The sequence below is a fragment of the Mesorhizobium sp. WSM1386 genome (assembly GCF_055901595.1).
Genome location: NZ_CM148373.1, coordinates 582,051 through 603,673, shown reverse-complemented (window position 1 = coordinate 603,673; position 21,623 = coordinate 582,051). Strand labels below are relative to the sequence as shown.

At 65.4% G+C, this 21,623-nt stretch carries 23 protein-coding genes; 9 read left to right on the top strand and 14 right to left on the bottom strand.

All coding sequences use genetic code 11. The annotated features are described in order from the left end of the window. Positions 1-97: 97 nt before the first annotated feature. Both dapE and AC0NIH_RS02855 read left to right on the top strand, forming a co-directional pair. Positions 98-1,291 carry a succinyl-diaminopimelate desuccinylase gene (dapE, locus tag AC0NIH_RS02860; protein ID WP_023777831.1) on the top strand — a complete coding sequence of 398 codons (1,194 nt, stop codon included), beginning with the start codon at positions 98-100 and terminating at the stop codon, positions 1,289-1,291. Positions 1,292-1,296: 5 nt separating this feature from the next. Further along, positions 1,297-1,929, top strand: a complete 633-nt coding sequence (locus tag AC0NIH_RS02855) for a hypothetical protein (protein ID WP_023765468.1) — start codon at positions 1,297-1,299, stop codon at positions 1,927-1,929. On the opposite strand, the gene truA is transcribed toward AC0NIH_RS02855, so the two are convergent. Genes truA through def form a run of 4 tightly spaced genes read right to left on the bottom strand, consistent with a single transcriptional unit; the run spans position 1,917 to position 4,681 of the window. Next, positions 1,917-2,666 (bottom strand): tRNA pseudouridine(38-40) synthase TruA, encoded by a 750-nt coding sequence (gene truA / locus AC0NIH_RS02850; RefSeq protein ID WP_473467127.1) that lies wholly within the window; start codon positions 2,664-2,666, stop codon positions 1,917-1,919. The two genes, AC0NIH_RS02855 and truA, sit on opposite strands and share 13 nt — an antisense overlap. Positions 2,667-2,689: 23 nt before the next feature. Next, positions 2,690-3,196, bottom strand: a complete 507-nt coding sequence (locus tag AC0NIH_RS02845) for a GNAT family N-acetyltransferase (protein ID WP_473467129.1) — start codon at positions 3,194-3,196, stop codon at positions 2,690-2,692. Next, entirely contained in the window at positions 3,193-4,146 is a 954-nt protein-coding gene (fmt, locus tag AC0NIH_RS02840; RefSeq protein WP_473467131.1) for a methionyl-tRNA formyltransferase, read from the bottom strand. The genes AC0NIH_RS02845 and fmt overlap by 4 nt, the downstream gene beginning before the upstream one ends. Positions 4,147-4,150: 4 nt before the next feature. Then, entirely contained in the window at positions 4,151-4,681 is a 531-nt protein-coding gene (gene def / locus AC0NIH_RS02835; protein ID WP_023777836.1) for a peptide deformylase, read from the bottom strand. A 103-nt stretch (positions 4,682-4,784) separates the two neighbouring features. On the opposite strand from def, the gene AC0NIH_RS02830 reads away from it, so the two are divergent. Next, positions 4,785-6,056 (top strand): DNA recombination protein RmuC, encoded by a 1,272-nt coding sequence (locus AC0NIH_RS02830; protein WP_013891846.1) that lies wholly within the window; start codon positions 4,785-4,787, stop codon positions 6,054-6,056. 21 nt (positions 6,057-6,077) lie between these two features. Here the strand turns inward: AC0NIH_RS02830 and AC0NIH_RS02825 are convergent, their stop codons facing one another. The 3 genes from AC0NIH_RS02825 to AC0NIH_RS02815 all read right to left on the bottom strand — a co-directional run bounded on the left by AC0NIH_RS02825 (position 6,078) and on the right by AC0NIH_RS02815 (position 8,447). Next, positions 6,078-6,482: a GFA family protein gene (locus AC0NIH_RS02825; RefSeq protein WP_023765474.1), complete on the bottom strand. Its 405-nt coding sequence runs from the start codon at positions 6,480-6,482 to the stop codon at positions 6,078-6,080. 64 nt (positions 6,483-6,546) lie between these two features. Continuing rightward, positions 6,547-7,515, bottom strand: a complete 969-nt coding sequence (locus AC0NIH_RS02820; RefSeq protein ID WP_286438072.1) for a cation diffusion facilitator family transporter — start codon at positions 7,513-7,515, stop codon at positions 6,547-6,549. 122 nt (positions 7,516-7,637) lie between these two features. Continuing rightward, complete coding sequence (locus AC0NIH_RS02815) at positions 7,638-8,447, bottom strand: transglutaminase-like domain-containing protein (protein WP_023765477.1); 810 nt, start codon at positions 8,445-8,447, stop codon at positions 7,638-7,640. Positions 8,448-8,659: 212 nt separating this feature from the next. On the opposite strand from AC0NIH_RS02815, the gene AC0NIH_RS02810 reads away from it, so the two are divergent. Beyond that, entirely contained in the window at positions 8,660-8,785 is a 126-nt protein-coding gene (locus AC0NIH_RS02810; RefSeq protein WP_013891842.1) for a hypothetical protein, read from the top strand. 209 nt (positions 8,786-8,994) lie between these two features. Further along, positions 8,995-9,309, top strand: a complete 315-nt coding sequence (sugE, locus tag AC0NIH_RS02805; RefSeq protein WP_023765478.1) for a quaternary ammonium compound efflux SMR transporter SugE — start codon at positions 8,995-8,997, stop codon at positions 9,307-9,309. Positions 9,310-9,481: 172 nt separating this feature from the next. Here the strand turns inward: sugE and AC0NIH_RS02800 are convergent, their stop codons facing one another. Then, complete coding sequence (locus tag AC0NIH_RS02800) at positions 9,482-9,910, bottom strand: DUF6481 family protein (RefSeq protein WP_023765479.1); 429 nt, start codon at positions 9,908-9,910, stop codon at positions 9,482-9,484. Between the two features lie 220 nt (positions 9,911-10,130). Between AC0NIH_RS02800 and AC0NIH_RS02795 the strand changes: the two genes are divergently transcribed. The 4 genes from AC0NIH_RS02795 (at position 10,131) to AC0NIH_RS02780 (ending at position 14,389) form a co-directional block, all read left to right on the top strand. Beyond that, a complete protein-coding gene (locus tag AC0NIH_RS02795) occupies positions 10,131-11,192 on the top strand; it encodes an LLM class flavin-dependent oxidoreductase (RefSeq protein WP_473467135.1) in 1,062 nt (353 codons plus the stop codon). A gap of 123 nt (positions 11,193-11,315) precedes the next feature. After that, a complete protein-coding gene (locus AC0NIH_RS02790; RefSeq protein ID WP_023765481.1) occupies positions 11,316-12,485 on the top strand; it encodes an AI-2E family transporter in 1,170 nt (389 codons plus the stop codon). 72 nt (positions 12,486-12,557) lie between these two features. Further along, on the top strand, positions 12,558-13,391 hold the full coding sequence (locus tag AC0NIH_RS02785) for an arylamine N-acetyltransferase family protein (RefSeq protein WP_473467137.1): 834 nt from the start codon (positions 12,558-12,560) through the stop codon (positions 13,389-13,391). Then, complete coding sequence (locus AC0NIH_RS02780) at positions 13,388-14,389, top strand: LLM class flavin-dependent oxidoreductase (protein WP_140575233.1); 1,002 nt, start codon at positions 13,388-13,390, stop codon at positions 14,387-14,389. The genes AC0NIH_RS02785 and AC0NIH_RS02780 overlap by 4 nt, the downstream gene beginning before the upstream one ends. 44 nt (positions 14,390-14,433) lie before the next feature. Here the strand turns inward: AC0NIH_RS02780 and AC0NIH_RS02775 are convergent, their stop codons facing one another. From AC0NIH_RS02775 to AC0NIH_RS02750, 6 genes are read right to left on the bottom strand one after another with little or no spacing between them, the layout of a single operon-like run. Further along, positions 14,434-14,889 carry a MarR family winged helix-turn-helix transcriptional regulator gene (locus tag AC0NIH_RS02775; RefSeq protein ID WP_023765484.1) on the bottom strand — a complete coding sequence of 152 codons (456 nt, stop codon included), beginning with the start codon at positions 14,887-14,889 and terminating at the stop codon, positions 14,434-14,436. Further along, positions 14,886-15,470: an amino acid synthesis family protein gene (locus tag AC0NIH_RS02770; RefSeq protein ID WP_473467139.1), complete on the bottom strand. Its 585-nt coding sequence runs from the start codon at positions 15,468-15,470 to the stop codon at positions 14,886-14,888. The genes AC0NIH_RS02775 and AC0NIH_RS02770 overlap by 4 nt, the downstream gene beginning before the upstream one ends. After that, on the bottom strand, positions 15,463-16,347 hold the full coding sequence (locus AC0NIH_RS02765) for a UPF0280 family protein (protein ID WP_473467140.1): 885 nt from the start codon (positions 16,345-16,347) through the stop codon (positions 15,463-15,465). The genes AC0NIH_RS02770 and AC0NIH_RS02765 overlap by 8 nt, the downstream gene beginning before the upstream one ends. After that, entirely contained in the window at positions 16,347-17,888 is a 1,542-nt protein-coding gene (locus AC0NIH_RS02760) for a 6-hydroxynicotinate reductase (protein WP_473467142.1), read from the bottom strand. Before AC0NIH_RS02760 ends, AC0NIH_RS02765 begins: the two co-directional genes overlap by 1 nt. Next, positions 17,885-20,713, bottom strand: coding sequence for a molybdopterin-dependent oxidoreductase (locus AC0NIH_RS02755; protein ID WP_473467145.1), 2,829 nt, complete (start codon positions 20,711-20,713; stop codon positions 17,885-17,887). The genes AC0NIH_RS02760 and AC0NIH_RS02755 overlap by 4 nt, the downstream gene beginning before the upstream one ends. Next, positions 20,710-21,564, bottom strand: coding sequence for an FAD binding domain-containing protein (locus AC0NIH_RS02750; RefSeq protein WP_473467146.1), 855 nt, complete (start codon positions 21,562-21,564; stop codon positions 20,710-20,712). Before AC0NIH_RS02750 ends, AC0NIH_RS02755 begins: the two co-directional genes overlap by 4 nt. Positions 21,565-21,623 lie beyond the last annotated feature (59 nt).

The following is a 21,623-nucleotide window of genomic DNA, read 5'->3' as shown; positions in this document are numbered from 1 at the left end:
CGACATGAAAACCATAATGTCGGCGCTTTGTCAGGCCATTGGGCTGCCCCCTAGTCTGGCCGTGACAGGCCCTCAGCTTTCGACTATCGGTTTTGCCATGACGCTGCCGACCGACCCCGCCGCAAACCTCGCCACTCTCATCCGTTGCGCTTCGGTGACACCAGCCGAAGGCGGCGCGCTCGGCGCGCTGGAAACGATGCTGAAACCGCTCGGCTTCCTGGTTGACCGGCCGGTGTTCTCCGAGGATGGCACGCCCGACATCGAGAACCTTTATGCAAGGCGCTCCGGCAACGGCCCGCATCTGATGTTTGCCGGTCATACCGATGTCGTGCCGGTCGGCGACGAAGCCGCCTGGACGCATCCGCCTTTCGCCGCCGAAATCGCCAATGGCGAGATGTATGGACGTGGCGCCGTCGACATGAAGGGCGGCATTGCCTGTTTCATCGCCGCCGTGGCGCGCCATGTCGAGGCAAATGGCGGCCCGAAAGGCTCGGTCTCGCTGCTGATCACCGGTGACGAGGAAGGACCCGCCATCAACGGCACGGTCAAGCTGCTTGAATGGGCGGCGTCCAGGGGCGAGAAGTGGGATGCCTCGCTCGTCGGCGAGCCGACCAACCCGGATGCGCTCGGCGACATGGTCAAGATCGGCCGGCGCGGTTCGATGTCGGGTGCCGTCACCGTCAATGGCCGCCAGGGCCATGCCGCCTATCCGCAGCTTGCCGACAATCCGGTGCGTGGGCTGATGAGCCTGGTCGACGCCTTGCTGCATCCCGTCTTCGACAAGGGGACCAAGGATTTCCAGCCGACCAATCTGGAGATCACCTCAATCGATGTCGGCAACCCGGCCACCAATGTCATCCCGGCGAAGGCGGTCGCTGTCTTCAACATCCGCTTCAACGACACCTGGACGGCCGAAACCCTTCAGGCCGAAATCCACAACCGCCTCGACCAGGCGGCCGGCCGCAAGAAATATCGGCCGGGCAAGAAGACGCCGGTCGATTACGATCTCGTCTGGCGCGACCGACCGAGCCATGTCTTCCTGACCCGTGACGACCGGCTGGTCGAAACGCTTGCCGGCTCGATCAAGTCGGCTGTTGGCAAGGAGCCGACGCTATCGACCTCGGGCGGCACGTCGGACGCGCGCTTCATCAAGGATTATTGTCCGGTGGTCGAGTTCGGCCTGGTCGGCAAGACCATGCACATGGTCGATGAGCGCGTCGCCATTGCCGATCTCGAAACACTGACGCGAATCTACCAGCGCTTCATCGAAGACTGGTTCGGGCAGGGCTGAACGGCATGCTTTCCGCGGACGAAACCCAAGCTTCGCTGATCGGCGCCTGGCGGTTGATGCTCGGCAAGGTCGACGGCCTGCGCCTGCTCGACCTGTCGGCCGACGGGTTCTGGAATTCCTTCTTCGCCATCATCGTTGCCGCGCCGGCGCTGATCGTCGGCTGGGTCGGCATCGCCAACGAGATCGGCGATCCCGACGCCTTTGCGGGTCGCTTCAGCATGCTGCTGCGGCTGGCGACCGTCGATATCGGCTCCTGGGTGCTGCCGCTGGTCGCGCTCGCCCTGGTGGCGCCGCGCGCTGGTATCGGTGGCCGTTTCGTCCACTATGTCGTTGCCAGCAACTGGGCCTCGGCGATCACCGCCTGGCTGATGCTGCCATCGGCGCTGACCAGGCTCTTCCTGTCGTCGGCAAGCCAGGTCTCGAGCCTCGTATCGCTGCTGTTGTTTGCCCTGTCGATGGTGCTGACCTGGCGCATGACGAACGCCACGATCGGCAAGGGAGCGGCGGTCGGCACCGCCGTCTTCGTCGGCATGTTCATCGCGTCGCTGCTGGTGCTGTTCGGGCTGCAGATGCTGCTCGGCATCGCCGTGCCGGACGATGTCGGGGCTCAGAGCCTTTCCGGGCTCTATCCGGGATAGTCTACGCCAATGAGGAAAAGCCCGTCGGGCGGCGCCACCTGGCCGCAGGCGGCGCGGTCGCGCGCTTCGAGCGCCGCCTTGAGGTCACCGGCGCTCCAGCTGCCGTCGCCGACGCGCTTGAGCGAACCGACCATCGAGCGCACCTGGTTGTGCAGGAAGGAGCGTGCCGAAGCCCGCACCTCGATCATGTCGCCCTGTCTGCTCACGTCGAGCCGCTCCAGCGTCCGGACCGGGCTGTTCGCCTGGCACTGCGTCGAGCGGAAGGTGGTGAAGTCGTGCCGCCCGAGCAAGATCTTCGCCGCTTCGTGCATGGCGCCGGCATCGAGCCGCTTCGGCACCCACCACACCTTGCCCTTTTCCAGAGCCGAGGGCGCGCGCCGGTTGAGGATGCGGTAGAGATAGTGGCGGCCGGTAGCCGAGAAGCGGGCGTCGAAATCGTCGGGGACGACGTCCGCCTTGAGGATGACAACGCGTGCGCCCGCCGCCTGCAGATGGGCGTTGACGGCATCGCGCACCTTGTCGCCAGGCCATGCCTTGGCGAGATCGACATGCGCCACCTGGGCGGTCGCATGCACGCCCGCATCGGTGCGGCCGGCGGCGCGCAGTCGCACCGCCTCGCCGCAGAACTTTTCGATCGCCTCTTCGATCGCCTGCTGCACCGAAGGCTGGTCGGCCTGGTGCTGCCAGCCGGCGAAAAGGCTGCCGTCATATTCGATGTCGAGGCGAAAACGCGGCATGCCGGGCGGCTATACGCTTTCGCCTAGGCGGCGAGAGCGGTGAAGGCGGAAGCGTAGATCAGCCTGCCGGCTTCCGGAGCGTCGCCCCAGGCCAGCGCCTGCAGCGCTTCGCCCTGGTATTCGCTCTCGAACTTTTCGGCCCGCGCATGGCTGTAGCCGAAACGGCCGTAATAAGCCGGATCGCCCAGCACCACGGCCAGCGTCTCGCCGGCATCCTTGAGGCGGATATGCGCCTCGCGGATCAGCGCGCCGCCAATGCCGCTGCCATGGAAGGAGGGCTCCACCGCCAGCGGCGCGAGCGCCACTGCCGCGAAGCTCTTGCCGCCATTTTGGACGAACAGCCGGGAAAACAGGATGTGGCCGACCACTTGCCCATCTTCCTCCGCCACCAGTTCGACGATGGCATCGCCGCCCGTCACCAGCGCATCGACCAGCCCGGCTTCCGCCTGCTGGCCGAAAGCGTGTTCCTCGACGTCGCGAATGGCCTCGCGATCCCGCGGCGTCGCCGCGCGTATCGACATCATGCTCATGAGAACTTCATTCCTTTTTCGATCTTGGCCCCGCGCAGGAATTCCGACGCGGCAGCGGGCCTTCCGCCCGCGCGTTGAACTTCGACCAGCCTGACCGCGCCTGTTCCGCAGGCCACCGTCAGCCGGTCATCGAGAATGCCTCCCGACTCGCCCAGATCATCCGAAAGCGGCAGGCCTTCGGACAGCGTCGAGCGAAGCAGTTTCAGCCGCTCCGGGCGGCCGCCAATGTCAATCTCGGACCAGGCGCCGGGAAAGGGCGACAGGCCGCGAATGGTGTTGTGGACCTCGGCCGCTGGCCGCGTCCAGTCCACGTGCGTCTCGGATTTATCGATTTTTCTGGCGTAAGTCACCCCGTCCACGGCCTGTGCGGTAAATCTCAGGGTGTTCTCTTCCAGCCGCGCCAGTGCTTCCACCATCAGGGCAGCACCGACGCTCATCAACCGATCATGCAGATCGCCGGCCGTCATATCGGGTTCGATGCCGCATTTTTCAACCAGTCCCACCGGCCCGGTGTCCAGCCCCTCATCCATGCGCATCACCATCATGCCGGTTTCCAGGTCGCCCGCCATGATGGCGCGCTGGATGGGAGCCGCGCCCCGCCAGCGCGGCAACAGCGACGCATGGCCGTTGATGCAGCCGAGCCGGGGCGCGTCGAGGACCGCCTTCGGCAGCAGCAACCCATAGGCCACGACCACGGCGATATCGGCCGCCAGGGCATGCAAAGCGGCCTGCTCGGCTTCGCCTTTCAGCGATACGGGCGTCCGCACCTCGACGCCCAGCCGCTCCGCCTCGCGCTGCACTGGCGACCGCGTCAGTTCCAGCCCGCGCCGTCCGGCGGCGCGCGGCGGCTGGGTATAGACGGCTGCAATCTGGTGTCCCGCTTCGGCAATGGCGCGCAACGTCGGCACCGAAAACTCAGGCGTGCCCATGAAGATGACGCGAAGGGGCATTCCCCTATCCCACCAGTTTGCCCGGCGCTCTGTCCTTGGCGAGCTTCTTGAACTTTTTCACCACCATGTCGCGCTTCAGCTTCGAGATGTGGTCGATGAACAGCACGCCGTTGAGATGGTCGATCTCGTGCTGCAGGCAGGTCGCCATCAGCCCCTCGGCCTCCATCTCCTGCAGCTTGCCGTCGCGATCGAGATATTTCACACGCACCGAAGCGGGGCGTTCGACCTCGGCGTAATAGTCGGGGATGGACAGGCAGCCTTCCTCGTAGACGGAGCGCTGGTCGGCGCTTTCCAGGATCTCGGGATTGATGAAGACATGCGGCGCCGGCGTCTCGTCTTCCTTGGCGAGATCGATCACCAGCATGCGCAGGGGTTCGCCGATCTGGATCGCGGCCAGCCCGATGCCTGGCGCGTCATACATGGTCGCCAGCATGTCGTCGGCTAATCCGCGCAACGGCGCGTCGACGCGTTCCACCGGCTTGGAAACCTGGCGCAGGATGGGGTCGGGAAGGATGATGAGCGGCTTGATCGGCATGGCGTTCCACCTAAGACGTCCAGCGAAAAGCGTCAACCGGGGCGTCTGAGCCTCGTTCACGTTTTGATCTGTGTCGTCGGGCCGAATCGGCTATGCTGTCCACATGAATGACCTGAGCACCATCCTTTCGGAGCCCGTCGCACGGCTTGGCGCCTCCACGATCACGCTTGGCCACGCGCTGGCTTTCGGCGCATTGCTGTTTCTTGGCCTGTTCGTGGCGCTTGTCGTCGCGCTGTGGCGGTCAGCCAAGGCGCGCGCCGTGGCGGCTGCCGAAGCCGCCGACCACGCCCGCGACGCCGAGGCGCGGATGGCCGGCATTCTGCAATCCCAGGCGGAGATGCAGGGCCGCATGGGCGCTATCGCCGAAGTGTTCGGCGCGCGCCAGGCAGAGCTGACGCAATCGATCGGCCAGCGTCTCGACGCCATGACCGGCCGCATCGGCCAGACCATGACCGAACAGACCAAATCCACCCATGAGAGCCTGGCGAAGCTGCAGGAGCGGCTGGCGGTCATCGACACCGCGCAGGGCAACATCCAGTCGCTCGCCGGCCAGGTCGTGCAGTTGCAGGCGATCCTCTCCAACAAGCAGACGCGCGGCGCTTTCGGCCAGTCGCGCATGGAGGCCATCGTCGCCGACGGCCTGCCGCATGGCGCTTACGAGTTCCAGGCGACGCTGTCGAACGGCAGCCGGCCCGATTGCCTGGTTAAAATGCCGAATGGCGCGCCGTCGCTGGCGATCGATGCCAAGTTCCCGCTGGAGGCATGGAACGCCATCCGAGCCGCCGATGGCGCCGACCTGCAGAAGGTCGCCGCCCAGGCCTTCCGCCGCGACATCGAGATCCATGTCCGCGACATCTCGGAAAAATACCTGATCCAGGGCGAGACGCAGGACACCGCCTTCATGTTCGTGCCGTCGGAATCGGTGTTCGCCGAAATCCACGAGAATTTCGAGGCGATCGTCCACAAGGCGCATCGGGCGCGCGTCGTCATCGTTTCGCCGTCGCTGCTGATGCTGTCGATCCAGGTCATCCAGGCCATCCTCAAGGACGCCCGCATGCGCGAACAGGCGCATCTGATTCAGGGCGAGGTGATCCGGCTGATGGAGGATGTCGCGCGGGTCGACGAGCGGGTGCGCAAACTGCAGGTCCATTTCGGCCAGTCGGCCAAGGACATCGACGATATCCTGGTCTCGACATCGAAGGTCACCAAGCGCGGCCAGAAGATCGAGGCGCTGGAATTCGGCGCGCAGCCAGACGGCGATGCCGGCCCGGACGGCGCCTCACGTGCACCGGCCGCGAAGGCCGACGCCGGCCCCCGCGTCGCCGATTCGAAGACCGGTCAGCTCAGGCTGAGGGTCGTCGAAGGCGACGATTGAGGCGCGGCACCTGACCCGGCGCTACTGCTCCTCCACGGTGGTCATGCCCTGAAATTCAGGCAGCCAGTGCAGCGCCGATCGGTGCCATTTCTGCAGTGTCGGAACCAGATCCTGACGTTGCCGCGCGGTCCCCACCCGAATTCCATAGACCTTCGGACCATCTCCGACCGACGTGGCGTAAAGGTGCGAGCCGCAGTCTGGGCAAAAGGCCTGGACGCGCTTGGCGCCGCTCGCCACGGTCTTGATGTAGATTTTCGGGGTGCCGCGCGTGATCCGGTAGTTGTTTTCCGGCGCCGGAACCGTCACGCGAAAGGCGGTGCCGGTCAGCTGCTGGCAATCCGTGCAATGGCAGATCGACGTCTTTTCCGGGTCGACCTCCGCTTCATAGGTGATGGCGCCACAGTGGCATCCGCCGTCTATCTTCATCGTCGCTCCTCCTGCAATTCGGACCAATCTTAGCGGGGCAAGCCCGCGAGGCAACTTCGCTTTGCTAGTCCAGGCCCGGGCCGGACATGGCACCGATCAGCTTGCGCCGCTGCTCCCAGGTACCAGTGGTCTGCGGCTTGACGAACAGCCGCGTGATCTCCGGCATTTCTGCCTTCAGGCGCGCCTCGATGCGCTCGACACAGGCCTCGATCTCCGGCGCCGCCAGATGATCCTCGAACTCGATGCTCAGGGCGGCGACGATCTCTGCCGGTCCCATATGGACGGTCAGAACGCCGTTCGCCCGCTGTACGGCCGGATCCTGCTGGACGATCGCCAGCACCCTTTTCTGCACCTCGGGTGAAGCCGGCTCGCCGATGAGCAGGCCCTTGCTTTCGCGAGCCAGGAAGACCGCCGTCGCGCCGAGGATGACGGCGATGCCGATGGAAGCGGCACCGTCGAGTTCCGGCATATCGAGCAGTTCCGCCGCCAGGATGCCGGCAAAGGCGACGATCAGGCCGAGCAGGGCGGCGCTGTCCTCGAACAGAACGGTGTAGACGCTCGGATCCTTGCTCGATTGCACCGCTTGCAGCCAGCCTTCCCCCTTGCTCTTCTGCCGGCGAAATTCCTTCAGCGCCACCAGCCAGGAGCTGCCTTCGAACAGGAAGGACAGGCCAAGGACGATGTAGTTCACCCTGACGTTGGCAACCGGTTCCGGCGCCATGATGTGGATGATGCCCTCGTAGAACGACACGCCGGCACCCAGCGCGAAGACCAGGAGAGCGACGATGAAGCTCCAGAAATAGAGTTCGCGGCCGTGGCCCAGCGGATGCGTGCGGTCGGCCGGACGCGCGGCACGATGCATGCCATAGAGCAGCAGGCTGCCATTGCCGGTGTCGACCAGCGAGTGCACGCCCTCCGACAGCATCGCCGAACTGCCGGTGAAGAAGGCGGCGGCGAATTTGGTCAGCGCGATGGCGAGATTGCCCGCCAGCGCCGCATAGATAACCGTTTTCGAGCCGCCATGCCCGGCCATGCAATGCTGTCTCCTTCGGGATACCCATCGTAGCTGCCCCGCCGCCGAAGCTCCACAGGCAGCACAACGCGCGAACCGGCCCGGTCGTTCAGGTCATTGAAGGCTTGAGGTTGGAAAACCTTCTATTCGACGATCTCGTCGGTCCACACCCTGAAGCCGGCAAGCAAGCCCGGTCCGAAAATATGGGTCAGTGGCACGTCCGCCGCGTCGCGGCCGGAGGCGATCAGGATGCGGCCGATGCGCGGCGCGTTGTTGCGTGGATCGAAAGCGTGCCAGCGGCCGCCGAGATAGACCTCCATCCAGGCGCAGAAATCCATGCTCGCCCAAGGCTTCGGCATGCCGATGTCGCTGATATAGCCGGTGCAATAGCGCGTCGGGATGTTGAGCGCCCGGCAGAAGGTGACGGCAAGGTGCGCGAAGTCGCGGCATACGCCGCTCTGCTCGCGATAGGCTTCGGCGGCTGTGCGCGTCGGCCGTGCATTGCCATAGTTGAAGACGATGTGATTGTGGACGAAATCGCACACCGCCTGCACGCGCGGGATGCCTGATGGCGTATGGCCGAACAGCCGCCAGGCGTCATCAGCCAAAAGGTCGCTCTCGCAAAACCGGCTGGGCAGCAGGAACAGCAGCGTCTCCGCCGGCAGGTCGCGCACCTCGTGCTGCCAGGCCATCAGCTCGCTCATCTCGAATGTACCGGGATCGCGGATCACCGCATCGGTACCGAAGGTAAAACGCCCGGGCGGCGCGACGAAGCGGTTGCACCAATTGCCGAAACTGTCGCGATAGCTCTCGATCGGCACTGGCGGGTTGGACGTCAGGAAATCCGGGCGTTCGAGATCGGAGGCACGGGAGTAGTGGACATTGAGCATCGCGATGAGCGGCGTTTCCTGCGGAAAGTCGAAGCTCATCTCGCAGCCGATGTGAATTCGCATCGTCGTCCTGACCGGCCTGCCTGGCAATCATCCAGCGAAAGCGCGGATCGATGCTGCAGTGCGAAGATGACCATGGCACGGACCGCCATGGTTTACGAGCAAATTAGAAAGCGGTTGAAAGCGGCCAGCCGGCGGTCGCGACCGACTCAAGGCCCTTGCGGCAAAGCGTTTCTCTTGTTTCACTTGGCTTCCCGCAATTGGAGGAACGAATCATGGCTAAAGGTGCGATGAAGGCAGGCAAGGAAGCCCGCAAGCCGAAGAAGGACGCCAAGAAGCCCGCTCCCGCTCCCGCCCTGAAGGCGCCGCCGGTCAAGGCGATGCGCATCAAGGAAAAGTAGGCTTCGGCACATCCCGCTCGGCGGGATTTGACCGGCGGCGTCGGACAATGCCGCCGGCGAGCGTCGATCGGACGTTTTGACGACCTATATTGCCGGTGCGGGGACGACCCCGCGCCTCCCCAAAATCCGGTCGGGACGACCCGCCCATCATCTATCGAGCATCTCGGGATCGGGTCCCGTTCCGGCCCGATGCTGGATGGAGCGTTGCGATGTCGTGGATTTTTCTGTTTTTCGCCGGCCTGTTCGAAATCGGTTGGGCGATAGGCCTCAAATACACCGATGGATTCACCAGGCTCGTTCCGACGGTGCTGACGGTCGCGTCGATGGTCGTCAGTCTTACCCTGCTCGGCCTGGCGCTGAAGGCGCTGCCTGTCGGCACGGCCTATGCGGTGTGGACCGGCATCGGGACCGTCGGCACGGCGCTGCTCGGCATCTGGCTGCTCGGCGAGCCCGCTACGGCGATCAGGCTCGCCTGCATCGCGTTGATCGTCTGCGGCATCATGGGGCTGAAGTTCGCGGCCTGATCGAGTCCAAGTGCCTCCCATCGACTTGGCCCGAGGGTGCGGGCCCGCGAGGGAGGCAGCCTTTGGGATAACCTGCCCCTGACGGGCTCAAAAGCGTTGCTTTCACAACAACGCATTCAGGGCCGCTGCGAGGCGACCCTGATCCTGAATTCGAAGCTTGGTCGCTAAGGCGTTAGCGAGCCGAAAAGCCTGGCGGCGTTCTGCCGGTACGCTGCTTGCGCGCCGCATAGCGTGCGTCGCGTTTCGCCTTGCGTTCGGCTTCGTCGGCCAGCAAACGGGCGATGCGCTCGTTCTCTTCGGCTTCCTTGATCTTCGCTTCAGCCTGTGCCGCCTCTTCGGCTGCAATGCGCGCCGCTTCGGCCGCTGCCTCGCGCTCGGCCTTCTCGACCGCTTCGCGTGCCAGCTTTTCCTGCTTCAGCCTGGCCTTTTCAGCTTCGCGTATTTCGCGAGCCTCGAGGATTGCCTTGCGTTCGGCCTGTCGTGCCAGCACTGCAGGATCATCCGCCGCCGGCTTTGACTTGAAGCGCTCCAAAAGCGCCTTCTTTGCCTCGTTCGCGGCATTGCGCCGCTCGAAAATGTCTTTTTCCCTGTAGATAGCCAAGTCCACTTCCCTGAAGTCAATTCGCGAGGCTTACATACGCGCGAATAGCGAGAGTTCAAGCGCCAAAACGGTATGCCAGCCATGAAATTCTGTGCTGTTGCGCACGGGAGACGCCTTTTCCTTGCAAAACGACATGCACTGTTCACTGTCCGAGCCTCTGGCGGCGGGGCCAGGCACTCGCTAGGTCTAGCCGCAAAACCCAACACCAGGATGACATCAGATGGAACTCGGTCTCTACACCTTTGCCGACGTCAGCCCGCAGCCCGGCCCGGGCGCCATCGGCCCGCATGAGCGATTGCGCAACCTGATCGAGGAGGTCGAACTGGCCGACCAGGTCGGTCTCGACGTCTTTGGTCTCGGCGAGCATCACCGGCCCGACTATGCGGCCTCGGCACCGGTCGTGGCCCTGGCGGCCGCCGCCGAGCGCTCCAAGCGCATCAGGCTGACCAGCGCGGTCACCGTGCTCTCCTCCGACGATCCGGTTCGCGTCTTCCAGCAGTTCGCCACGCTCGATCTTCTCTCGCGCGGTCGTGCCGAGATCATGGCTGGACGCGGCTCGTTCATCGAGTCCTTCCCGCTGTTCGGCTACAATCTGGAGGACTATGACGAGCTCTTCGCTGAAAAGCTCGATCTGCTGCTTGCCATCCGCGACCAGGTGAAAGTCACCTGGTCGGGCAATCTGCGCGCGCCGATCAATGATCGCGGCGTCTATCCCCGGCCGTTCCAGGACAGGTTGCCGGTCTGGATCGCCATTGGCGGCACGCCGCAGTCCGCGGCCCGCGCGGGCGCGCTCGGCCTGCCGCTGGCGCTCGCCATCATCGGCGGCGAGCCGGCACGCTTCGCGCCGCTGCTGGACCTCTACCGCGAGGCGGCCAAACGCGCCGGCAGCGACCCGGCGGGCCTCGCCACCAGCATCAACGTGCACGGCTTCATCGCCGAGACGACCGAGCAGGCCGCCGATGACTTTTATGGCCCGCAAGCCGAGGTGATGAACCGCATCGGCCGCGAGCGCGGCTGGGGCCCGACATCGCGGGCGCATTTCGACCAGTCGCGCGGTCCGAATGGCGCCCTGTTCGTCGGCAATCCCGAGCAGGTCGCCGAAAAGATCGTCGCCCAGCACAGGATCTTCAACAATGACCGCTTCCTGTTGCAGATGGCGATCGGCACCATGCCGCATGCCAAGATCATGAAGGCGATCGAACTCTACGGCACCAGGGTGGCGCCGATCGTGCGCAAGGAAACCGCGAAGTCGGCGCCGGCAGTAGCAACACCCGCCGCCTGAGCGGCGGGCGGGCTCGCCAGCCACGCCCGTTCGCAAAGCCGGCTCATGGAACCTACAGCCTGAACTTCGCGTTTCCTGCAGGCAATTGCCGGCCGCGGAGAGGTGGACGGCTCGAGGGTGACCATGAAAACCGAACCCGCTGCCTTGGGCGCAGGCGCCGCCGACGAGCCGGATCCGCGCGTCGAGGCGCGCGCCGACACGCATCTGATGCGATCGCTGCTGGTCGGCATTTTCCTGTTCATGGCCATCTACGCCCTCTACTTCGCACGCGCCTTCTTCATGCCGGTCATCCTGGCCTTCCTGCTCGCCCTGACGCTCACCCCAATCGTGCGGATACTGCGCAAGCGCGGCATCCCCGAAGTGGCCTCGGCGACCCTTCTGGTGCTGCTGTCGATCTGCGTCTTCGCCAGCGCCGGCTACCTGCTCTCCAGCCCGGTCATCGACCTCATCAACAACTCCTCGTCGATCGGTCAGCAGCTTACCGAGCGGCTGGCGCAATTGCGGCGCCCGCTGGAAAAGATCATGCAGATTTCGCATCAGATCGAGCAGCTGACCGAGACCTCGCAGGAGTCCGGCATCCAAAAAGTCGCGGTGGCGCAGTCCGGCATCCTGTCGGCGGCCGCCAGCAACATCCTGTCGGCGGGAACCAGCCTCACCATCATCTTCGTGCTGTCGCTGTTTCTGCTCGCCTCGGGAACGATGTTCTACGAGAAGATCATCCAGTCTTTCGCCAGCCTCAGCGAGAAGAAGCGGGCGCTGCGCGTGGTCTATGACGTCGAGCGCGAAATCTCGCACTATCTGCTCACCGTCACCGTCATCAATGCCGGCCTCGGTACGGTCATCGGCCTTGGCCTGTGGGCGCTCGGCGTGCCCAACCCGCTGGTCTGGGGCGTGGCCGCCGCCCTGTTCAACTTCTTGCCCTATGTCGGGGCGCTCTTGACCATCGTGCTGGTCGCGGTGATTGCGCTGATCAGCTTCGACACCATTTCCTACGCGCTGTTGGCACCCGCCTTCGTGCTTTTGTGCGACGTCGTCGAAGGCCAGTTCGTGACGCCGATGGTGGTTGGTCGGCGCCTCGAGATCAACGCCGTGGCGATCTTCATCGCCATTGCCTTCTGGTCGTGGCTGTGGGGTTTCGTCGGCGCCCTGATGGCGGTGCCGTTGCTGGTCGTCATCAAGGTGTTCTGCGACCATTTCGACGGGCTCAGCCATGTCGGCAATTTTCTCGCCGCGCAGCACACCGCCGTGGTGGAAGAGGAACCAGCCGAGGAGGACGGCAAGGCTTCGGCATGAACGGCTGGCCGTGTTTGCGGCGCGGGGATCGAATGCCTATATCCGGCCGATCAATGCCCGGTGCCCTTCCCGATGAGCGATGCTCCCTTCGACCTCGACGCCTATTTCGCCCGCATCGGCTATGCCGGTTCCAGGGATGCTTCGCTGGATACGCTGAAGGCGCTTCACTTCCGGCACCCGCAGGCAATCCCCTTCGAGAACATCGATCCGTTTCTCGGCCGCCCGGTCAGGCTCGACCTTGCCGCGCTGCAGGACAAGATCGTCGCTGGCGGGCGCGGCGGCTATTGCTTCGAGCACAATCTTCTATTCATGCATGCGCTGAAAGCGCTTGGCTTCGAGGTCGGCGGCCTTGCCGCGCGCGTGCTTTGGGGGCAGGCGGAAGACGCCATCACCGCGCGCAGCCACATGCTGCTGCGCGTCGAGCTCGGAGGCCGGACCTATATCGCCGATGTCGGCTTCGGCGGCCTGACCCTGACCGCACCGCTGCTGCTGGAGCCCGGCACGGAACAGAAAACCCCGCATGAGACCTTCCGTATCGCCGCGACCGACGATCATTTCCGCCTGCAGGCCGCCATCGGCGGCGATTGGCGCTCGCTTTACCGCTTCGACCTGCAGCCGCAATACGAGGTCGACTATTCCATCGCCAGCTACTTCCTGTCGACCAACCCGATATCGCATTTCCTCACCTCCGTCCTGGCGGCGCGAGCCGCGCCCGACCGGCGCTACGCGTTGCGCGGCAATCGGCTGTCGATCCACCACATCGGCGGCCGCACCGAGCAGAAGGACATAGCCACTGCCGCCGAACTCGCCGACACGCTGGAAGGCCAGCTCGGCATCGTCATTCCAGACCGTGCCGGCTTCGAGGCCAGGGTGCGCGAAAAGAAGATCTTGGAGACCAACGCATGACCGAACTGTCCGTTCTCGACCTGTCGCCGATCGTCGAAGGCAGCGATGCCTCGCAGTCGCTGGCCAATTCGCTCGATCTTGCCCGCCATGCCGAGCGGTTGGGCTACAAGCGCTACTGGCTGGCGGAGCATCACAACATGCCGGGCATCGCCAGTGCGGCCACGGCCGTGGTCATCGCCCATGTCGCCGGCGGCACCAGGACCATTCGCGTCGGCGCGGGCGGCATCATGCTGCCCAACCATGCGCCGCTGGTGATTGCCGAGCAGTTCGGCACGCTGGCCGCCTTGTTTCCCGGCCGCATCGATCTCGGCCTCGGCCGCGCGCCCGGCACCGACATGAATACCGCGCGCGCCTTGCGCCGCAACCTCGAAGCCGGCGTCGACAATTTCCCGCAGGATGTCGTCGAGCTGATGGGCTATTTCCTGCCGGCCGAGGAGGGCCAGCGCCTGCGCGCCGTGCCCGGCGAAGGCCAGACCGTGCCGATCTGGATCCTCGGCTCCAGCCTCTATGGCGCGCAGCTCGCCGCTATGCTCGGCCTGCCTTATGCCTTCGCCTCGCATTTCGCGCCGGCCGAGCTCGACCACGCGCTCGACATCTACCGCTCGCGCTTCCAGCCGTCGGAACAGCTCGACAAGCCGCATGTCATGCTCGGCCTCAATGTCTTTGCGGCACCCACCGATGCCGAGGCGCGGTTGCTGTTCACCTCGCTGCAGCAGGCCTTCGTCAACCTGCGCACCGGCCGGCCCGGCAGATTGCCGCCGCCGGTCGAGAATTACGATCGCGACCTTGACCCGATGGCCAGGACCATGCTTGGCCAGGCGCTGTCCTGCGCCGTCGTCGGCTCTCCCGAAACGGTCCGCCAGGGCATCGATGCGTTCGTGCGCCGCACCGGCGCCGACGAGCTGATGGTCACCGCGCAGATATCGGATCATGCCGCCCGGGTGCGGTCGTTCGAGATTTTGGCGGAGGCCCACAAATCGCTGTCGCAGGCGGCCTGAGGCGGCGTGGCACGGGATCGTGCTAAAAATGGAGCTGGGCAGCCCTACGCCAGCTTCACCAGCAGCCTCATGAAGGTAGCGGCCTCCTTGGCCGACAGTGGCGCCAAGGTTTCCGCGGTGATTTCGCGCGCCAGCGGGATCAGCCGTTCGATCGCTTCGCGCCCTTCGGCGGTCAGGTTGACCAGCAGCCGCCTTTTGTCGACCTCATGCTTGGAAAGCTCGACCAGGCCGCGCGCCTTCAGTCGGTCGATGACGCCCTTCACCGTCGCCGCATCCATGGCGATCAGCGTGCCGAGCTGGTTCTGCGAGGTTTCGCCGACGTCGCGCAGCTTGGCGAGCGCGGCGAATTGCGGCGGCGTCAGGTCGCCGATATGCGCGGCGAAGATCGAGACATGGCGCTGATGCGCCTTGCGCAGGATGAAGCCGACCTGCTCCTGCAGGAGGTAATCCTCCGGCGTCTCGACCTCGACCAGCTTGAGCAGATTGTCCTCGCCGCTCACCGCAAGCCGTCCCATGCCTTGATGTCGTCGGCCGCGAGCCCTCCCATGCGATTATGGATGCGCGGGCCGCAGGTCATGGCCAGGCAGAACAGGATCTCGTCGGGGCGCGGGCCGTCGCTGATGCCGACCTCCATGGCGTCGAAATGGCTGCGCACATAGGCTGCGTTGATGTGGCCGAGCGGCACGTCGAGCTTCGAGCCGAAAGCGCCGACCTTCTTGGCCGACGGCACGATCGCCTTGGCGTCGCCCAACCGTTCGCGCATCGCATAGCCGCCAGGCACATGCCAGAGCGCGCCGTGCTCGAGCTCGCCCGCTATGCCGACAATGGCGCCCTTGCCGTAGCCGTCGATCTGCTTGACGTCGCCACCGAGCGCTGCGACCAGCCGGTCGGCGAGCAGCAGGCCGAGCGGTTTCAGATCGTCCATGGCGCTCTGCAGCTCCTCTGCATAACGCCCGGCGAACGGGTTTTTCACCAGCGCCATGGCGGCTGCGCGCCGGCGCGGCACCTTGGCCGCCGGTCCGCCCTCGTGAAAGATCTCTTCGGTCAGGACAGCGATCTTGCGGATCGGAAACTCAGGCATGCGCAACTTCCTCCCTCGAATTCTTGTTGGGCGCCGCAAGCGCAACGGAGCCACTGACGCGGGCCTCACCGCCAAGAAACAGCGCCGATCCGGCGATCAGGCCGCGCCGGCGAAAATCTTCGGCGACGGCAAGGCCGTTGTCCAGCGCCCGCGCCACTTCGCCAGGCGCAAGCGTGCCGACGCTTTGCGTCACCAGTCGCGAACCGAGATCGCTGTCGGGGGACAATTCGCTTGCGGGAATGCGCTTGACGGCTGGATTGCCGGGCAGGTCCACGGCGTTGGCAATGAGTGTCGCCGCCGCATCGGCCTCGGCGCCAGTCCGCGCCAGCACGGTGACGGCGTCGGCAATACCAAGCGAGAAGGAGCGGCCACGCCAGCCGCTGGTTGCAACGCCGCGCACACCATCCTGCGGGCGGATCATGATCCGGTCGGCCATGTCGTGGCCCGTGCCGGCGATCGCCAGCTTCATCGAAAGGCCGTTGCCGATATGGAGTGCGCTGTCGCCGCCATTGTTGACATAGGCGCGATCGAGCTTGCGACCCGCAAGCAGCGCGGCGAGCATTTCGTCGGCTACCGACCCGGCAACGGCGGCCATCGGCGTGATGAAGCATTCCGCCAACGGGATGACGGCCGCCTCCATGCGACGCGCCGTCGGGCCGTCAAAGGCGCGCGGCGCCAGGAAGAATGCCGGCAGCCTCAATTCGGAAAGCTCCTTGACCAGCTCGATCAGGATCGTCTGGAAGCGCGCCACGGCTTGCTCGTAGGCGGCACGGCACTCATCCGCCTCGCCAAAGGCCTCTACGATCAGGTCGATCGGCCCATGGTTGAGGTGCAGCCGCTTGCCGTCCTGCAGCCAATGGACCTGCGGGCCTTGCATCACCCGGCACCGCTCGCGGGCACACGGTGCAATTGCGCCAGCGGCGGCCACGGATTGCTGCCCGGCGCGCCGGTACCGCGGCGCGCATTGAGGTATTCGCCGCCCTTGGCAACGATGTCGTGGACACTGCGGATTTCGGCCTCGTAGCCGCCCAGCTTGATGTAGTCGTCGCGGCGCAAGGTGAATTCGATCGGCGCCACCAGCGCCGGTGTCGGCACATAGCCGAAGGCGCCTTCGGGCACCCGCGTGACATCGACCATCAGCGTGATGCCGCCGCCCGGCCAGACATAGACCGGCGCGCCGCCGACCGTGACATAGGTCTTCAGCCCTTGCACCGAACGGGTAAGATTGACCGGGTTTTCGGTGACGCCGGCGCGCAGCGAGCCGCCGGCGCCGCCGACGAACAGCACGGTGCACAAAGCCGGCTCGCAATTGTCCTCGATCAGACCGACCGACTTCTGCAGCCGCTCGGGGAACGGCTTTTCGACCGGCTTCAATTCGTCATCGAGTTCGTAATAGGCGAACTGCTCGCCGGTGGTCGAAACCATCAGCAGCGACAGGCCGGGCCGCGCGCCCTTCTTGGCGTTCCAGTCGCCAAGGATCGACAGCGGGTCGGAAATCGAGGTGCCGCCCCAGCCAAGGCCGGGTTCGGAGACCTTGAAATAGCGCCCCGGCGTCGAACGGCGGCCGATGATCTTGATGCCCGTATCCTGCCAGCCCAGCACCTTGCCGGCCTGATGCTCGGAGACCACGCCGGTGATGTGGTCGTCGACCACCACCACCTCGTCGACCAGCCCGCGCCATTGCGTGGCGAACATGCCGATGGTGGCCGAGCCGCAGCCGACGCGCATGCGGTGTTCCTGCTTGCCGTCGATGACAGGTGGTTTGCCGGCTTCGACGACGATGGTGGCGCCGCCGTCGATGCCGAGTTCCACCGGCTTGCGGTTGCATAAATCGAGCAGTGCGTCGCAGGTGGCGCGGCCCTCCGCCTTGGAGCCGCCGGTCAAATGATGCACGCCGCCCAGCGACAGCATCTGCGAGCCATATTCGCCGGTCGTGACGTGACCGATCGCCTCGCCTTGCGAGCGCACGACAGCCGTCTCGGGGCCGAGGTGCCGGTCGGTATCGATCTTCACCTTGACGCCGCAGTACGAAAAGATGCCTTCGGTGACCACGGTCACCAGATCGACGCCCTCGACCTCCTGGCTGACGATGAACGGGGCCGGCTTGTAGTCGGGATAGGTGGTGCCGGCGCCTATTGCCGTGACAAAGCGGCGGCCGGTGTTGACCAACTCGCCGTCCCACGCTGCGCCCTCGGCGACGAAAGGCACCATCGTGGCGCCGGTCTCCGCCGCATGATCGAGGATGGTCAGCGGGTCCATGCGCACGATGCGGCCGCCGACATTGCCGTAGCGGTCGCAGGCGCCGGTGCGGCCCTCGGCGATGTAGCACATCACCGGGCAGGCATCGCAGCGGATCTTCTCCGCCACCAGCTTCTCGCCGGGATCATGGGTCTCGAAGCGCTCGGCAAGCTCGCTCATCGGCGTGCCTCCTGTTCGCGGATGCCATCTTTTTCGCGGATGCCGGCGCGGATACGCGTCGGCGTCGCCGGGACCTTGGTGACCAGGACGCCGGTGGCGTGGCGGATGGCGTTGAGGATCGCCGGCGCCGTCGGGATCAGCACATGCTCGCCCAGGCCCTTGGCGCCGAATGGGCCCTCGGGATCGGGCACCTCGACCAGGATGGTCTCGATCGGCGGCACGTCGCCAATGGTCGGGATCAGATAGTCGTGCAGGTTTTCGGTGCGCCCCGGGATATATTCTTCCATCAGCGCCATGCCGATGCCTTGCGCGATGCCGCCTTCGATCTGGCCCTCGACCAGCAGCGGATTGATCGCCTTGCCGACATCGTGCACGGCGGTGATCTTGATCAGCTTCACCGTGCCGAGCTTGAGATCGACCTCGAGTTCGGCGATCTGCGCGCCATAGCCGTAGACGGCATAGGGTTTGCCCTGGCCCTTGGCGTCGAGCGGCAGCGTCGGCGGATCGTAGGTCTCCTCGGCGCGGAAGACGAAGCCACCGCCATCCACCTCGAGCGAGGCGAGATCGATACGGCGCGTGGCCTCGCCCTCGCGGATGACGATTGCCACGCCATCGAGCTGCATGGAGGCTTTTTCGGAAACATTGGCGAAGCGCAGGATCTTTTCGCGCAAGGCCCGCCCCGCCTTCTCGGCCGCCTTGCCGGTGACGAAAGTCTGGCGCGACGCGGACGTCTTGCCAGCGTCCGGGCTGATGCCCGTATCGGCGCTCCTGAGCCGGAATTTGTCCAGCGGCAGGCCAAGCGCATCGGCGCAGATCTGGGCGATGACGGTGTTGGAACCCTGGCCGATATCGACGGCGCCCTGGTGCAGGATGACCTCGCCCGACGGCGAGATGCCGACCTTGATGGTCGAGGGATTGGGCAGCGATGTGTTGCCGCAGCCATACCAGCACGAAGCCACGCCAACACCGCGTTTTCTGTCCATGCTGGCGCTGTTGAATGCATCCGCGTCCGCCATCGCACGTGCCCAATGCGGACGGAGCGACTCCAGGCACTCGGCAATGCCGACGCCGGACTCCAGCCTCTGCCCCGTAACCGTTTCGGAGCCGTTCCGAAGGCAGTTCTTCAAGCGAAAATCGAGCCGGTCGATACCGAGCCTGCCAGCCAGTTCGTCATAGAGCGTCTCCTGCATGATCGTCGCCTGCGGCACGCCGAAGCCGCGGAAGGCGCCGGAAATCGGCCCATGCGTATGCACGGCGCGGCCCTCGGCGCGGTAATTCGGCGTCGCATAGGGGCCGGAAGCATGTACAGGCACGCGGTTGGCGACGGTCGGGCCCCAGCTTGCATAGGCGCCGGTGTTGAAATCGCCTGAAAAAATCATGCCGGTGACATGGCCGTCGGCATCGGCGCCGATGGTCGCCTTCATCTCAGCGGGATGACGCTTGGTGGTCGAAATCATCGATTCGTTGCGTGTGTAGGCAAGTGCTGCCGGCCGTCCGGTCTTCAGCGCCACCAGGCCGATCAGCGGCTGCAGCGAGACGTCGAGTTTCGAGCCGAAACCGCCGCCGGTCGCCGTCGGCACGATGCGCACCTTGTCGACGGCAAGGCCGAGCACCTTCGCCGTCTCGTCGCGGTCCATGTAGGGCGCCTGGGTGCAGGCGACGACGACCAGCGTGTCGCCATCCATATGGGCATGGCCGGCTTCGGGCTCGATATAGGCGTGCTCGACATAGGACGTGTCGATCGCGCCGGAAACCGTGACGGCGGCACTGGCGAGCGCTGCCTCGGGATCGCCACGCTCGACGAAGCCCTTGGTCAACAGGTTGGCCGGGCGCGCCTGATGGATCAGCGCAGCACCTTCGGCCTGCGCTTCGCCAGGCTGCAGAAAATGCGGCAATTCGCTCCAGCGGATTGGAAAATCCGACAAATCGAGATCGAGCATCGCCTCACGCTCGCCGGCAACCAGCGCCACCGCTTCGCCGCGAAGCCGCGCCAATCCGTCGGCCAGCGCCGGCTGGTCGGCGAACGGGCTGATAACACCGAAACAGTTTTTTCCCGGAATATCGGCCGCCGTGAACACGCCGGCGATGCCGGGATGCTTCTTCACCCAGCCATCAAGATCGCCGAAGGCAAAGCTGGCGTGATAATGTGGCGAGCGGACCACCAGCACGGCAAGCGCATCGGCGGGGAAGGCATCGCCGCCGAATTTCTCAGCCCCGGTGACTTTCGGCACGCCATCGAGCCGGATCGGGGAGGAGCCAATGGCGTGGCCGGACTGAGGCAGGCGGAAATCCAGGCTTGCCGGCTGCAAGAAGGCATCCATCACCGCCGCGATGATCTTCCGATAACCGGTGCAACGACACAGAATGCCGCCGAGCGCGTCCTGCACTTCGATCTCGGTTGGGCTCGCCTTTTTGTCCAGGAGCGCCGTCGCCGCGATCAGCAGCGCCGGAGTGCAGATGCCGCATTGCGCCGCGCCATGGGCGAGGAATGAGGCCTGCAACGCCGACAGCCGGCCATTGGCGAGGCCTTCGACCGTTGTCACCGATGCCCCGGCGGCGGAGGCCGCCGACATCAGGCAGGCGCAGACGGGATCGCCGTCGACCAGCACCGTGCAGGCGCCGCAGTCGCCGGCGTCGCAGCCGACCTTGGTGCCGGTCAGCTGCAATTCGTCACGCAAAACCTGCGACAGTCGGCGCAGCGGCGGCACGTTGACCGAGACGGCGGCACCGTTGACCGCGAAGGCGATGTCGGCGCGTTCAAGGCCGAGCGGAACGCCACCCAGATCCGGCAGAGCTCCGTTCATTTCAGGCAGAACTTGGCTCATGCCGCCACCATGTGGTCGTTCGTCGGTGCAGCGGCCGTCAGCACAGCGCGGGCAACGATCTCGCGCACGGCATCGAGCCGATACTCGGCGCTGCCGCGCACATCGGCGATCGGCGACAGCTCGGCCATTGGCGCGGATTGGACCGCATCGGCGAGCCCGCCATCCGCTGCCAGTCCCCGCAACGCCCCCTCGATACCGGTAAGGCGCTTGGCGACTGCTGAGCACGAGCCGACGGCTATCGCCGCGTCCGTGACCGTGCCGGCGTCCACGACCAGGCGCACCGCCACCATGGCGATGGAAATCACGAGGTAACGCCGCGCACCGAGCTTGACGAAGGCGGACGTACCCGCGGGCTTCGGCACGCGGATGGCCATGACCATTTCGCCCGGCCGCAGGGCCGTGCGGCGGTTGCCGAGAATGAAATCCGGCAAGGGCAGATGGCGCGTCGCCGCCGCCGAGCGCAGCTCGACCTCGGCGTCGAGGATAAGCAGGCCCGGCACGCCGTCGGCGGCCGGCGAGGCGTTGCAGAGATTGCCGGCGACCGAGGCGACGTTCTGGATCTGCAGCGAACCGACCTCGCGCGCTGCCTGTTTCAGTGCATCGAAGGCCGGCGGCAAGGGGTGGCGGATGATGTCGGTCCATGTCGTGCGCGCGCCGATGACCCAATGGCTGCCGGTCTCGGCAATACCGCGCAGCGCCGTCAGGCCGTTTATGTCGAGGACATTGTCGCGGAACGGCTTGCTGCCCTGTGCCGGATAGAAATCCGTGCCGCCGGCAAGAATGCGCCAGGCGCCCTCGCCAAGCAAAGCGAGCGCCTCGTCGACAGTGGTGGGTTTCGCGTAACGGATCACGCTTTGCCTTCCCGAAAAGAGGCCTTCCAGAGCTGGTACTTCGAAGATCCTTCCAGCGC